The 14014-nt window shown below is 45.0% G+C and carries 13 protein-coding genes; 2 read left to right on the plus strand and 11 right to left on the minus strand.

Annotated features, from left to right (window positions below):
* The first annotated feature begins 39 nt into the window (after positions 1-39).
* Positions 40-2163 carry a BCCT family transporter gene (locus OXI21_RS04250; protein WP_347815508.1) on the plus strand — a complete coding sequence of 708 codons (2124 nt, stop codon included), beginning with the start codon at positions 40-42 and terminating at the stop codon, positions 2161-2163.
* Positions 2164-2283: 120 nt separating this feature from the next.
* Here OXI21_RS04250 and OXI21_RS04255 read toward each other — a convergent pair whose 3' ends face one another.
* The 5 genes from OXI21_RS04255 to OXI21_RS04275 are packed head-to-tail and all read right to left on the minus strand — an operon-like array spanning position 2284 to position 7504.
* Positions 2284-3141 (minus strand): symmetrical bis(5'-nucleosyl)-tetraphosphatase, encoded by an 858-nt coding sequence (locus OXI21_RS04255; protein ID WP_279618321.1) that lies wholly within the window; start codon positions 3139-3141, stop codon positions 2284-2286.
* A gap of 4 nt (positions 3142-3145) precedes the next feature.
* The gene (locus OXI21_RS04260; RefSeq protein ID WP_279618322.1) at positions 3146-4270 is read right to left on the minus strand and encodes a hypothetical protein; all 1125 of its coding nucleotides are present in this window, start codon (positions 4268-4270) and stop codon (positions 3146-3148) included.
* A 35-nt stretch (positions 4271-4305) separates the two neighbouring features.
* Complete coding sequence (mutY, locus tag OXI21_RS04265; protein ID WP_279618323.1) at positions 4306-5478, minus strand: A/G-specific adenine glycosylase; 1173 nt, start codon at positions 5476-5478, stop codon at positions 4306-4308.
* Positions 5460-6221, minus strand: coding sequence for a methyltransferase domain-containing protein (locus OXI21_RS04270; RefSeq protein ID WP_279618324.1), 762 nt, complete (start codon positions 6219-6221; stop codon positions 5460-5462). Before OXI21_RS04270 ends, mutY begins: the two co-directional genes overlap by 19 nt.
* Positions 6221-7504 carry a uracil-xanthine permease family protein gene (locus OXI21_RS04275; protein ID WP_279618325.1) on the minus strand — a complete coding sequence of 428 codons (1284 nt, stop codon included), beginning with the start codon at positions 7502-7504 and terminating at the stop codon, positions 6221-6223. The genes OXI21_RS04270 and OXI21_RS04275 overlap by 1 nt, the downstream gene beginning before the upstream one ends.
* A 417-nt stretch (positions 7505-7921) precedes the next feature.
* Here OXI21_RS04275 and purU point away from each other — a divergent pair, with 417 nt between their 5' ends.
* Positions 7922-8770 carry a formyltetrahydrofolate deformylase gene (gene purU / locus OXI21_RS04280; RefSeq protein WP_279618326.1) on the plus strand — a complete coding sequence of 283 codons (849 nt, stop codon included), beginning with the start codon at positions 7922-7924 and terminating at the stop codon, positions 8768-8770.
* 133 nt (positions 8771-8903) lie between these two features.
* Here purU and OXI21_RS04285 read toward each other — a convergent pair whose 3' ends face one another.
* The 6 genes from OXI21_RS04285 to lepB form a co-directional block, all read right to left on the minus strand.
* Entirely contained in the window at positions 8904-9515 is a 612-nt protein-coding gene (locus tag OXI21_RS04285) for an aminotransferase class IV (protein ID WP_279618327.1), read from the minus strand.
* A complete protein-coding gene (locus OXI21_RS04290) occupies positions 9499-10515 on the minus strand; it encodes an aminodeoxychorismate synthase component I (protein WP_279618328.1) in 1017 nt (338 codons plus the stop codon). The genes OXI21_RS04285 and OXI21_RS04290 overlap by 17 nt, the downstream gene beginning before the upstream one ends.
* Before the next feature lie 57 nt (positions 10516-10572).
* Complete coding sequence (locus OXI21_RS04295) at positions 10573-11508, minus strand: DMT family transporter (RefSeq protein WP_279618329.1); 936 nt, start codon at positions 11506-11508, stop codon at positions 10573-10575.
* Positions 11509-11600: 92 nt separating this feature from the next.
* The gene (era, locus tag OXI21_RS04300) at positions 11601-12491 is read right to left on the minus strand and encodes a GTPase Era (RefSeq protein ID WP_279618330.1); all 891 of its coding nucleotides are present in this window, start codon (positions 12489-12491) and stop codon (positions 11601-11603) included.
* Positions 12488-13159 carry a ribonuclease III gene (rnc, locus tag OXI21_RS04305; protein WP_279618331.1) on the minus strand — a complete coding sequence of 224 codons (672 nt, stop codon included), beginning with the start codon at positions 13157-13159 and terminating at the stop codon, positions 12488-12490. Before rnc ends, era begins: the two co-directional genes overlap by 4 nt.
* A 3-nt stretch (positions 13160-13162) precedes the next feature.
* A complete protein-coding gene (gene lepB / locus OXI21_RS04310) occupies positions 13163-13960 on the minus strand; it encodes a signal peptidase I (RefSeq protein WP_279618332.1) in 798 nt (265 codons plus the stop codon).
* Positions 13961-14014 lie beyond the last annotated feature (54 nt).

Here is a 14014-nt window from a genome sequence, read left to right on the forward strand (position 1 = left end):
AAAAGTAATAATATGGCGGTAACCGATCAAAAAGGAATAATGCCAGAAAAGGAGACGCAAAAACGATTCTATTCTGCGCTGCATCTCCCTGTATTTATCAGTGCAAATCTTATCATCTTCTCGATCATTGCACTGGCGCTCTTTCACCCTGATGCGAAGTCATTTTTTGCCGATATCCTCGCATGGATCACCGAAAATTTAAGTTGGTACTATCTCCTTGCGGTAGGGGTGATTCTTATCTCATTTGTCGTTGTGGCGCTCAGTCGCTACGGTACGATCAAACTCGGGCCTGACCATTCAGAACCGGCTTACAGTGACGGCAGTTGGTTCGCGATGCTTTTTTCAACCGGAATGGGGATCGGGATCATGTTCTTTGGGGTTGCCGAACCGCTTTTACACTATTTAATGCCGCCCGTTGGGGATGCGGAAACGGTGAGAACGGCGAAAGAAGCCATGAATATCACCTTTTTCCATTGGGGCTTACACGCGTGGGCGATTTATGGAATTGTTGGTCTTGTGCTCGCTTACTTTAGCTTTAGAATGAATTTGCCGCTTGCACTTCGTTCAGCGCTTTTCCCGATGATTGGCGATCGAATTTATGGCCGCTGGGGCGATACGATCGATACCTTTGCCGTGGTTGGTACGGTTTTTGGTGTGGCTACAACGCTTGGATTTGGAGTCATGCAGATCAATACGGGATTGAGCTATATCTTCCCAGATCACATTCAAGTAACCCCTGGTGTGCAGGTGATTTTAATTATCGTCACGACGGCATGTGCCACCCTTTCAGTGAGTATGGGGCTTGATCGCGGGATTAAAATCCTCTCAGAAGCGAACCTTGTGCTAGCGTTTGTGCTGGTGCTCTTTATCTTCCTATTTGGCGGTAAAGTGGTCTATTTAATGCAGGCGTTGATGCAAAATATCGGGGCGTATTTCTCCGACATTATCAACAAAACTTTTAACCTATATAGTTATGAAGCCGCGGCTTCCCCTGAGGTGAAAAAGATTACTGAAGGCTGGCTCGGCGGTTGGACGATTGCATATTGGGGCTGGTGGATTGCTTGGTCTCCGTTTGTGGGGATGTTCATTGCGCGTATCTCTCGCGGCCGTACCATTCGTAATTTTGTTGGCGGAGTGCTCTTAATTCCAGCGGGCTTTACCTTCTTCTGGATGACCACTTTTGGTAACTCAGCCATCGATATGATCGCGAACGACGGCATTATGGAGCTTAAAGAGGTACTCCTCGGGCAAGATGGTAGCTCCAAAGCGCTCTTTGCCTTTATTAGCCATTTCCCGGTATCTGAAGGGGTGCAAACCTTTATCTCTGCGGAGACCGTCCGGGGCATTATCTCCTTTGTAGCCGTTGTGATGGTTGCAGTTTTCTTTGTGACAAGTGCCGACTCTGGTGCGCTTGTGATGGATATGCTTGCATCTAAACAAGGGCTAACCGATACCCCGCTTTGGCAACGGATTTTCTGGGGCTCGATTACTGGTATAATCGCCGTTGTGCTCCTTATTAACGGGGGGCTTGAAGCGCTGCAAACGGTTTCGACTATGTCAGCATTCCCCTTTAGCATTATCATCTTGCTCTCAATCTTCGGGCTCTTTAAAGCGCTCCGCATGGATTACGGTAAGATCGATATTCGTAATAAAGCACAGATGTATGTTCAGCCGAGCACGATCGATTCGGGCGGTTGGCAGAAGCGCTTGCGTAATTTAGTGGTCTATCCTCGTCGTGGCCATGTGGTGAAATTTATTGAAGCCGTGATTTTGCCCGCCTTTGAAGAGGTAAAAGCCGAATTTGCAAAGCAGGGCATTAAAGCCACTATTACTCAGGTCGATGATTGCGATGTGCGTTTTGAGGTGGAGCATGGTGAAAATGCGAACTTTATGTATCGCGTTAAAGCGCGCCACTATCTCAAACCGGACTTTGGGCATGAAGGGGCAAGTACCACCGAAGGAGGCGATGATCTCGCCGATGATCAAAAATATTTCCGCGCCGAGGTATACCTCGATGATGGAAGTAAAGGCTACGATATTATGGGCTATACCAAAGATAATATCAGCAATGACATTGTCGATCAGTACACAAGCCACCTCTACTTTATCCAGCATTATGAGATGAATTCAGATTATGATGTGGGCAGTAACCCCAATGGTTAACTGGTTAAAGTACGAGAATAAGATGATTTAATGTGATTTAATCATGAATCATCACACAAAACAGAAGCCGAGTTTCCATAAGAACTCGGCTTTTTTACGTCAATATTTAATTGAAGAATCCTAAAAAAGAAGGGTATCTTTTTTGTGGGTGATATCGATGCCGGCATTGCTTTTCACCTGCGCGACTTTAAAGGGATAACTGCTGATCTCAACGGCGGTCATCTCCCCTTGCCACACGCAACCGCTATCGATACAGAGCGTTGCATTTTCTTCATGAAAGCCAAGACTTGCCCAGTGCCCGAAAATGATCTGAGTGGGTGATGATTTCCGCAGGATCGAGAACCAAGGGGTTAATCCTTCGGCATCAAATGCCTGCTCTTTGGTTTCAAAATCAAGGGCGAAATCTTCATGGAGAAGGCGCATGCGGGTAAAGGCATTGATGATATAGCGAATGCGATCGATCCCGGTTAGATCAGGCGACCACGCACTTGGCGTATTGCCAAACATGGTGCGGGTAAATTCGTGATAGTCCTCTTTATTAAAGGTACGCAGATACGCTTCAGCCTCTTTCGCATACCCAAGCGCTTCCTCGATCGACCACATCGGTGGAATCCCCGCGTGGACAATGGCAATATCAAGATCTTGACGATAGATCATGAGCGGTAAATGGCGCAGATATTCGATAATCTCATCGCGATTTGGCGCGTTGAGAAGGCTTTCATAGGTATCGCGTGGACGAAGCCCGATATGCCCTTCAGCATAGACAAGATAAGAGAGATCATGATTGCCTAAAATAGGGAAGATCGAGTCGCGATTTTGCATAATATATTCGATCGTTTCCAGCGATTTTGGCCCTCGATTGACAAGGTCGCCGACGAGATAAATCGTATCCTGTTGCGGATCAAATTCGATCGTTTCGAGAAGATCAATAAACTCATCGAAACACCCGTGAATATCGCCAATCACATAGGTTGCCATGGTGTTATCTCCTTTTGTCTAAATAGGTGAGTAGAGTACGAACCCCTTTGAGGTGTGCGCGGTTCGACCAAGGGAATGTACCGGAAAATTCCTCATCGATTTTTTCAGGTTCCACTTCCTGAATAAACTGAAAAATATCCTCTTCGCCGGTATACGAGAGGAGCTGGGTTGCCCGATTATAGTAGGGAACGGCACGTTCAGGGCGCTTGGTCTCGGTATAAAAATAAACGAGATCAAAAAGCGCGGTAATGGAGTAATAGTGCGTCTCTTTAGCATCGCCCGTCAGGCTTATATTAGTATTTTTAAGCGCCTCTAAATAGTAATTTTCCGCCTCGCTCTCTTTGCCTAAGCGCATGGTCACCCAGCCGAGCATCGATTCGGTGCGGCCTAAATTATAAAGGTCTTGATTGGTGATCGATTCATGCAATTTCTTCTTCTCTTTTAAGACTGCTTCTGCCTGTAAAAAATCCTCATAATCGATATAAAAAAGTGCATAATTTTCAAAGGCTAAAATGGTACGAATGTCGTTAAAGCCTAAGTTCGCAAGATCCTTCTCTAGGGCTAAATGGTAGAGCTCGCCGGCGACATCAATGTTACTTTCAAGCTCATTAAACCACGCTAAAATCCGTAAAGAGGCGCTATATTGCGGTGAATAGGGCGCTTTTTTGCGAATTTCAACGGACTTTTCAAGGAGCTCGATCACTTTTAAACGATCCGCCTCAAGATAATCATAGGTCCAAATTAACCCCTCATAGCTATCGGCAACGCGTAGTGATTGATCGGGATATTCCGCGTAGATTTCTTTGGCTTTTTGATAGAGATAGCGTGCAAAAAAGCGGTCTTCATTAAATTCAGCCATTAAAAAGAGGGTATCGGCGTAGGCTAAATTGCTCTCATCGGAACGATCTTTACGCTCCTTAATATAACCGAGCATCGCTTCCACTGCGCCTTTTTTATTGCGCTGATCGAGGAATGTTTTGGTCTCAAAGGTGAGAAATCCATACTGTTTAATCCACTCTTTTACCGACTCTTTGCCGGCTTTAAAAGGGGAGGCTGTGGCATAATTATAGATAATTGAGAAGAGCGCAAGCCCGACGATTGCGAGCATGCGAAGACAATTGCGATACATTGACCTCTCAAGCCTATAACTACTCTGCCTCATATCTACCTAATCGGTTGTTGTAATGGAATGGAAACCTTGAGTAATTGTAGCAGATCTGCGATTGGTTTCGGTACTGGATAGCGGGAAAGTTCTGATTTTTTTACCCAAATTCCGCTTGGGTAAAGTTCGTTTAAGAGGCGTTTTTTCGCTGGTTTGAGCACAATAAGGAGTGGTTTTCCGATTAAGGTATAATGCGAAAATTGATGACGAAAGGCATCAATTTCGAAATGATTTTCGGGCGTAACTCTATTTTCTTTACACCAATTGATAGGGTCGTCCTGTTCTAACAGTTCAGGAAAGGAGTAGAGCCCACCCCAAATGCCTTTATCGGGGCGTTCTTCAAAAAAGTAACAGGGTTCGTCAGACGTTTGCTCGGTGTGATTTGCATAATCAGAAGGACTTTCAAAGATAAGCAGATGGCGCGTGTGAGTGGGTTTCACCTTTTTAGGATTTGGGCGCGGTAATTGAGCCACTTCATCGTGTTGATATCCCAAACAGTGAGCTTGGAAAAAACAGCGTTCACAGGCTGGCTTTTTACTGCAGAGTGTCGCGCCAAAATCCATAATCGCTTGAGTATAATCAGCGGGGCGCTCTTTAGAGGCGAAGGTGTCAGCGAAAGGTTGCAAGATTTTATCGAGCTGATTGCGCGGGGCGGTACAGCCTAAAATGCGGGCGAGCACACGGCGCACATTACCATCTAAAATGGCATAGGGGAGATTATAGCCTTGCGACAAAATGGCGGCCGCAGTGGTCTTTCCAATCCCTTTGAGCTCAATTAGCGCGTTAAATTGATCAGGAATAAGTCCGCCATAATTTTCACATAAGGCAATCGCGGTGTGATGGAGGTTGCGTGCGCGGCTGTAATAACCTAGCCCTTCCCACGCTTTTAATACCTCATCAATTGGGGCAAGGGCAAGCGCTTCAACGCTTGGAAATTGCGCCATAAAATTCTCAAAATAGGGAATGACGGTGGCCACTTGCGTCTGTTGCAACATGATTTCCGATACCCAAACACGATAGAGATTGGTCTTAAGATCGAACGCGTCAGAGGGTTTCCACGGCAGATGATGGCGGCCATTTTCATCAAACCACGTAAGGAGTTTTTCCGTAAAAATGGCGTAATGATCACTATGAAAGGGCGCTAAAAAGTGCTCACTCATTTTTGATAGACCCAATGTAGATAGCGCGCCGTGTGGCAATATTCAGGCAGTTCACCATAGTGAAGTTCCATCTCAATTCGTTCTGTCTCCTCGATTTTCTCTTGATTTTTCTTGGTCATATAATCGTGAAAGACACGAACCCCACTCTGTTTAAGCGGTGAAAGCCCAAGCTCTGAAAGCGTTTTTTTCATTGTTACCGGTGAGAGCGGATTGATCGGGGTTAAGCTCCCTGGATGGCGTTTAAAGGTGCCTTCATCTTCCGTTTCATGCTCAATCACACGGAAATTCCCACGAATAAGATTGTGAAAGATGAGCCCCTGTTTATTATAAAAAAGCAGCGAGAGCACGCCCCCTTTTTTAAGATAGGGCAGGACTTTTTCTAAAATTACTTTCGGCGATTCGGTCCATTCAAGAACCGCATGGAGGAGAATTAGATCAAAGGTGTTAGGAAGATTGAGCGTATCAATCTCTTCAGCGCGAACCTTAAAAAAGGTAGCAGGATATTTTGCATTACTAAAGTTAAGCTCGGCCTTTTCAATCATGGTTGAGGGTTCGATTAGAGTAATGTCGTGGCCTTTTTCGGCAAGAGAGAGGGAGAAAATCCCGCTTCCGCCGCCAATATCGAGCACCTTTTTCGGACGATCATTGAGATTGAGCGCATTAAAATCTCGCGCCAATACATTAAGACGCAACCGCCCCTTAAAGGAGCGGTAGATCTTTTCATGAAAATGCTGATCAAGTGTATCAAAATGCAGCATTATGATTGGCTTTCCTTGTCACTTCCGGTCAGCGTTTCAGGAGCTGGGTGCGGTAAAATGAGATTTAACACAATCGCTAAAACTGCCGCTAATCCAACGCCTGAGAAGGGGAAATTGCCGATATTAACGGTATATCCACCAACGCCCGCAATTAGTGTTGCACTGATAATCACAAGGTTTCTTGGGATCATAATATCCACTTTCGCATCGATCAGCGTTTTAAGTCCGATGCTCGCAATGGTACCGAAGAGTAAAATCATGATACCGCCCATCACAGGAAGGGGAATCGAGTTTAAAAAGGCGTTAAATTTACCGAAAAATGCCATCGCGATCGCAAAAATGGCGGCATAAGTCATAATTTTGGGGTTATCATTTTTTGTGATCATCACAGCGCCGGTTACCTCGCCGTAAGTGGTTACCGGAGGACCGCCGATTAAGCCCGCGACACAGACGCCAAGGCCGTCGCCCGCGAGCGTTTTATCAAGACCGGGATCTTTGGTGTAATCTTTTCCAGTCACTTTTCCGATCGCCATAATCCCGCCGATATGCTCAATGGCCGGTGCAATCGCCACAGGAAGCATAAAGAGCGCGGCCATCCAGTTCACTTCAGGTTTATGAAATTCAGGGGTTGCAAACCACGCCGCAGAAGAGAGATTGCTGAAATTTAAGATTTCTTGACCATTATTGAGCGCTGCTGAAACGCCAGTCATATCAAAGATTAGGGCAATAATATAGCCGGCTAAAATCCCGCCTAAAATAGGAATTAGACGGAAGAGCCCTTTACCGAAGATGGTGATTAAAACGGTCACCGCAAAGGTTGAAACAGAGAGTAAAATCGAAAGCGTGTCGCCAACGATGTGCTCGCCGCCGCTAATTCCCATCGCCATTTGCGTTGCTGTTGCTGCAACTGAGAGCCCGATCACCATGATCACAGGGCCGATTACAACGGGAGGAATGAGGTGATTCACCATCGAAATGCCGCGCCAGCGAATGATCACCGCAAAGACAAAATACATAAACCCAGCGGCAAAAAGGCCGAACATGGTTGCGCCCATGCCCCAGGTTTGTAATGAGAAGATGATCGGTGCGATAAACGCAAACGACGAGCCTAAAAAAATCGGTACTTTTCTTTTCGTAACGAGTTGGAAAAGAAGGGTACCGATCCCTGCGCCGAGAAGCGCCATAGATGGATTTAAGCCAGTTAATAGCGGAACGAGAACCATCGCGCCAAAGGCGACAAAGAGGATCTGCATTCCGGAAATGGCATCATTGATTAAACGCATGAAGTGACTCCGTGAATGGGATAAAAAACAAAGGTCTCAATTATATCATTTTTCCTTTTTTTAGCGCGTGAGTTTATTTGAGGGTTTAGAAACGGATTTTTGAATTGGCTAATAATTGATCAACCTGAAATAAAAATAGATTAAAAAGTCCATTTTTTATGATGTTTGACGTAAATCCTTTATAACTTACTGATATGATTGTGCTGATTTGTAGTTAATCGATCGATTTTCGAGCGATGTATCATTGCTGTTATTGTTAAAAAGGATCGCTGGAATCTCAGGTATCTCAGATAGAGATAACGAGTATTAATTATTTTGATAATTTAAAAATTAGGTAGTATGATCGATAACGTATTGAGGAAAACGCGGGCAAACCCCGTGTGATCTGCCTAATTTAATCAGATAAATGGAGAAAAAATGAAAACGTATCGTTTGGTGATGTCTTGTCCTGATGGAGTGGGTATTGTTGCGGGTGTGAGTGGCTTTCTCGCCGAACATGGGGGCTGGATTATGGAAGCAAATCACCATTCGGATTTTGAGAGCGGGTATTTCTTCATGCGCCACGTGATTAAGGCGGAGAGCCTTCCCTTTGGGATTGAGGAATTTAAGGTGCGTTTTGCACCGGTTGCGGAGAGATTCTCCATTAAATGGCAGGTATTTGATACTTCAAAGAAAAAACGCGTGATGCTGATGGCGAGTAAAGAAGCGCATTGTCTTATTGATCTCCTTTATCGCTGGCACAGTGGTGAGCTCGATTGTGACATTGTTGGAGTGATCTCAAATCATGACGATCTTCGTAGTATGGTGGAGTGGTATAACGTGCCGTTTCATCACGTTCCGGTTGATCCAAATGACAAGACCGAGAGCTTTACTAAGGTCAATCAGCTCATTGAGGAGGCTGATTCCGATACGATTGTGCTCGCGCGCTATATGCAGATTATTCCGCCGGAGCTTTGCCAAAAATATAAACATAAAATCATCAACATTCACCACAGTTTCCTACCCTCGTTTGTGGGCGCAAAACCCTATCATCAGGCAGCAAAACGTGGGGTAAAATTGATTGGAGCGACATGCCACTACGTTACCGAAGATCTCGATGCAGGCCCTATTATTGAGCAAGACGTCGCTCGCATTACTCACGCCGATACCGTGACCGATATGGTGCGTTTAGGGCGCGATATTGAGAAGGTGGTACTTGCGCGCGGTTTACGTTATCACCTTGAAGATCGAGTGCTGGTTCATGGTAATCACACCGTCGTATTTTAAGGACTAGAATAATAAAATCCTATTAAAAACCGTATTAAAGCATCCATAAAAATGCCCACCGATATTTCTCTGTATCCGTGGGCATTTTTGCGTTTGTTTGTTTTGATTTAAAGCTGTAAACGAGAGGCTCTAGTTATTCTTCAGGAAGAATAATCGTCTCTTTGTTAATCGGCAGAACAAGATCGCCAAATTCGATCATTGCGTTAAAAATCGCGATATGAGAGTAATCAAAGAGATCTTTGAGCGCGACTTTTTTAATCACCACTTTTTGCAGATGGAGCAGTTCTTCACGCTGAGTTCCCGCAAGAAGAGGGAATTGGGGCGTGTGCCACACATCATCCTTTAAAAATGCGACGTTTGCGATGGAGGTGTCGGTAAAGAGGCCATTACGCACCATGAGGATATCGTCCGCAGTGCCTTTTTGTTCCGTTAACGCATCAATCTTCGCGCGATCGGCAAATTTATAGTAATAAAAGAGCTCGTCCGCTTCTATTACTTTAAGCGTTTCGATCGGTTTTGGCTCATAAGGGAAGTATTCAATTTTATCGATAAACTTACCATAGGTGATGCGGCAGCGATAACAGTTCTCGTTATCCGGTGGCACGATGCGAGATTCAAGGTCGATCGATGGCATAATTTCATTTTGAAAAAAGGCATCACGCGTCGCCTCGAAACGTGCTTGATGGTAGGCAATTCGATAAATTTGGCCTTTATCTATTTTAATGGTTTCAATAAATTGGAACATAAATCTTCTGTTTCATCTCTTCGTATTCGGTGAATGGTTGGCTGTCAGCGGTTATGCCGCCGCCACTCTTAAAGTATAGTTTATCTTTGATCTTTTCGAGAAAACGAATGAGCACAAAACTCTCAATATTTTCTCCATCAAAGAGGCCGGCAATGCCGGAGTAAAATCCGCGATCGTAACGCTCAATTGCGTTGATGATCTCTGTTGCGCGTGCTCGCGGGGCGCCGGTGATTGAGCCTGCGGGCAGTAATGCAGAAAGGAGCGTGCCAATCTCGGCGTGGAAATTTTTAGGAAGTTTCCCAGAAATTTCTGAGCTCGATTGTAAAATCGGTCCATTATGGGTCTCCACTCGATCGATAAATCGGTAGCGCGCTACATCAATATCGCTCGAGACTAGGGCAAGATCTTTTTCGGTTTCCGCGACGATTGTTTCATGCTCTTTTTGCTCTTTCGGGTTATCAAGGAGCTGTTTTTCCGCATTTTCAAGCGTTGCATCAATCGTTCCTTTCATCGGAAAGCTAGAGATTGAACCGGTTTTTCCATCAATTTTGACGAAGGTTTCCGGCGAAAAACAAACACACTCGAAATCATTATCCGGATCGTTCACCCAAAGCCGATATTTTGCCTGCGTTCGCTCATAGATCGTTTTTAGGGATAAATTACACGCCACCTCCGTTTGAAAGGTTAAATTCGCCAGATGAATCTCGCCCGATTTGAGTGCATGCATCAGCGGATTAAATTGTGCTTCATATTGCTCAAAAGAGAGCGGATATCGCGTCCAATGAAGCGGGGCTTCAGCGGGATTTTGCTTCTCTTGATTGGGTGAGTTTACATTACTTAACCCGTTAATAGTATAGCGGATTTTTTCAGGATCGGCATCTTTGAGCGGAATCACATAATTACTCGATTTGTCGTAGGCAATAATAAAGAGAAATGGGGTGCGAGTGGCACCGAGCTCGTTCATGGTTTGAATGGTATCGTGTTCAGAAACTCGTTTCATCGGAGGCATTTGGGTGGTTAAAAAATGTAAAAATTGATCTAAAATTAGGGCCGAAAATTATGACTTTGCAAGAGGACGAGCGCGCTCAAAATAACTGATGGTTAACAAGGACGCCACCATAATAATCGCGCCGATCCAAAATTGAAGCGATACACCCCAATCAAAAATTAGGTAACCGAGCAACACATTAAGCGGCAGTTTTAGATAATCAAAGGGCTGGATAAAGATCGCATCAGCCGCGGCGTAAGCTTTAGCAATGGCATATTGGGCAATTGCGGTGAAAAATCCGAGCGCAATTAAGCTAAACAGTAGGGATGTTCCTGGGATCTCAATATGAAGCTCGGTGGTGCTAAAATTCATCGTCATCGCCACAATGAGATTGATCGGAATCATCAAAAGATACATATAGGTCACCATCGTCAGCGGATGATCTTTATCGGACAGATATTTAATCATCAGTGAATGGAGCGCCCAGAAAAATGCGGCAAGCAGCGGGAAAATGGCCGCGATATTAAAGTTATTGGTATTGGGATTTAAGATGATGATTGCGCCGATAAAACCGGTAATGGTGGCTAGGGCGCGTACTGGGGTAAATCGCTCTTTTAAGAGTAGAAAAGCCCCTAAACTTGCAAAAAGAGGCGAGGTCATCAAAAGGGCGACTCCTTCACCAATGGGAAATTGGAGTGTAAGCGCCTTAATCCAAAATTGTATGCCCACCACGGCGGCGATAATGCGCCAAAAATGCGTCATAAAGTGGCGCGTTGTGAGAACTTTTTTCAGTCCAAACTGAGCGATGTAGGGCAAAATTAAGATGAGCGCAAAGAGATATTGATAAAAAGCGATCCAGCCGGAGCTAAAATCGGGGTATGTCGTACTGAGCGCTGGCGTCATCACATTGATGGCCGCAAAAGCCATCCCGGCAATGACCATCCACATCGCGCCTGATAAGGGGTGAAGGGAGGTCACATTTTTTAACGTAGAGGAACGATTCACAAAACCTCAACTCAATCTAAACGGGGTTGAATGCATGGCATGCAACGTTGCAACGAAAAAGAGGATTGCAAGCAACCCTCTCGGTATCCATCTTATTGAAGCTCTTTATAGCCGAGCGAATGAAGCGCATCAGCATCATTTGACCAGCCTTCACGCACTTTAACATGTGCTTTTAAGAAGACTTTTGCATCAAAGAGTTTTTCCAATGCTTCACGGGCTTGAGTGCTCGCATCGCGAAGGGCGCGACCTTGTTTGCCGATCACAATTCCTTTTTGGCTCTCTTTTTCTACCCAAATCACGGCGTGAATGCGGTAGAGATTGCCCTCAATTTTAAAGGATTCCACTTCAACAGTGATCGCATAGGGAAGCTCTTGATTGAGGCGACGGGTCAGTTTTTCGCGCAGCACTTCAGAGGCTAAAAATGAGCTTGTGACCGTGGTGATCTCATCTTCGCCATACATAAATTCTTGTTCAGGCAGATATTTTTCAAGGGTTGAGACCACAAGATCACACGAGCGATCTTGATTCGCTGAAATGGGGACGATCTCCGCAAAGTCGTGTTTGGCCATCATCTCTTGAAGAAACGGCAATAACGCCTCTTTATTTTCGATATTATCCACCTTGTTAATAAGGAGAATAATAGGAATTTCAAGATCTTTGAGCTTTTGCAGAACTTTATTGTCATCGTCATTAAAGCGCATCGCTTCCACCATGAAAATCACCGCGTTTGCCATCGTTAGCGAGCTCATCGCGGTACGGTTTAATTGGCGGTTAAGGGCGGATTGCAAATTGGTGTGAATGCCCGGGGTATCTAAAAAGACGATCTGCGTTGAGTCATCGGTATAGATGCCGGTAATGGCGTGGCGCGTTGTTTGCGGCTTATTGGAGGTGATACTAATTTTCTGTTTGATGATGTGATTCATCAAGGTCGATTTCCCAACATTAGGGCGACCGACGATGGAGACGAAACCTGATTTTTTCATGATAATTTATCCAACATTAAGCGTGCGGCTTTCTGTTCCGCGCGTTTTTTACTTGTTCCTTCAGCGGTGGAGATGTGACCTTCAAAGCGGCAAGCGACTTTAAATAACTGCTCGTGATCTTTGCCTGAAATCTCGATAATTTCATAGACAGGAATCTCTTTGTTGAGCGCTTGTAATTTCTCTTGCAGGCGGCTTTTCGGATCTTTAAAGTGTTCGTTAAGATCTTTGATGCCTTGGTTTTTGATGCGAGCGAAATAGGGCTCGTAGAGCTCCAAAATAACGCGGCGAACGGTGCCAAAGCAGGAGTCTAAAAAGATGGCTCCCAAGATCGCTTCTAAGGTGTCGGCAAGGGTGCTCGGGCGCATTGCACCGTCATTTTTCTTCTCGCCGTGGCTTAGAATAATATAGTGATTAAGCCCTAATTGTAGTGCAATTTCCGCCAATGTTTCCTCTTTTACAAGGTGGGAGCGGAGGTTAGAAAGTTCGCCTTCTTTTGCGTCGGGGAGGCGTCTAAATAACGCTTCAGCCACGATAAAGTTAAGACAACCATCACCTAAAAACTCAAGGCGCTCGTTGTTCGTTTCTGAATAGGACCGGTGAATGAGCGCTTGTTTTAAAAGTTTTATATTTTGAAAGGTGTAATTTAACTTTGTAAGTAATAAATCCATAACTTATTTAATCGTTGTAAAGATTCGATCGCAATCTTTAAATTTAAAGAGACATTTATAGTTCATCCAGATGAAGTTCGCTTTTGCGAGCATTTGATCATCATCGACAAAGCCCCAGAAACGGCTATCCGCGCTGTTATCGCGATTGTCGCCCATGGCTAAATATTTGCCTTCTGGAATGATAATGGGAAATTGAGCCGCTACAAAAAAGTCTGCATCGGTGAGATAACGTGAATTTTGGATCGTATAATCGATCGTACCTTCTTTCGATGGCATGGTTTCACGGATAAAAAGGTCCTCCTCCGGGTCGCGGGCAGGGCCAAGTTTTTCATACTCTAACGGGATACCATTAATGGTAAGGCGCTTATTGCGGTAATCGATCTTATCGCCCGGTACGCCGACGATGCGCTTAACGTAGTTGATGCGCTCATCTTTTGGGTATTTAAAGATCGCCACATCACCACGCTCAATCCCTTCACCGCGCTCGCTAAAGATGCGTTTGTTGGTGATGGGATAACGTAGGCCAAAGGACCATTTGTTCGCCACAATCATATCGCCCTCATAGAGGGTCGGTTGCATCGATCCGCTCGGAATAATGTAGGGTTCGGCGATAAATGAGCGGAGCACACTCACAAATAAGACCACAGGAAAGAGGAATTTCGACCAATCCACCAGCGCCGGAAGTTTATCTTGATCGGTACGATTTTTCTGCCAAAAAAAGCGATCGAGTAGCAGAATAATTCCGGTAATCGGCGTTGCGATAATGATCGCAATTGAAATAAAGTAGGTCAGATTGGCCATAATGAATGTATTTTCCTCTTAAATCCTCTGGATTATTTACGTCGTGTCCAATAA

This window comes from Ignatzschineria sp. RMDPL8A (assembly GCF_029815055.1).
In the GTDB taxonomy this organism is placed as follows: domain Bacteria; phylum Pseudomonadota; class Gammaproteobacteria; order Cardiobacteriales; family Wohlfahrtiimonadaceae; genus CALZBJ01.

Bases quoted from the DNA above. Each gene is read 5' to 3' on its own strand.
- OXI21_RS04250 (WP_347815508.1), top strand. From the start codon at position 40: ATGCCAGAAAAGGAGACGCAAAAACGATTCTATTCTGCGCTGCATCTC.
- OXI21_RS04255 (WP_279618321.1), bottom strand. From the start codon at position 3,141: ATGGCAACCTATGTGATTGGCGATATTCACGGGTGTTTCGATGAGTTT.
- OXI21_RS04260 (WP_279618322.1), bottom strand. From the start codon at position 4,270: ATGTATCGCAATTGTCTTCGCATGCTCGCAATCGTCGGGCTTGCGCTC.
- OXI21_RS04270 (WP_279618324.1), bottom strand. From the start codon at position 6,221: ATGCTGCATTTTGATACACTTGATCAGCATTTTCATGAAAAGATCTAC.
- OXI21_RS04275 (WP_279618325.1), bottom strand. From the start codon at position 7,504: ATGCGTTTAATCAATGATGCCATTTCCGGAATGCAGATCCTCTTTGTC.
- purU (WP_279618326.1), top strand. From the start codon at position 7,922: ATGAAAACGTATCGTTTGGTGATGTCTTGTCCTGATGGAGTGGGTATT.
- OXI21_RS04285 (WP_279618327.1), bottom strand. From the start codon at position 9,515: ATGTTCCAATTTATTGAAACCATTAAAATAGATAAAGGCCAAATTTAT.
- OXI21_RS04290 (WP_279618328.1), bottom strand. From the start codon at position 10,515: ATGAAACGAGTTTCTGAACACGATACCATTCAAACCATGAACGAGCTC.
- era (WP_279618330.1), bottom strand. From the start codon at position 12,491: ATGAAAAAATCAGGTTTCGTCTCCATCGTCGGTCGCCCTAATGTTGGG.
- rnc (WP_279618331.1), bottom strand. From the start codon at position 13,159: ATGGATTTATTACTTACAAAGTTAAATTACACCTTTCAAAATATAAAA.
- lepB (WP_279618332.1), bottom strand. From the start codon at position 13,960: ATGGCCAATCTGACCTACTTTATTTCAATTGCGATCATTATCGCAACG.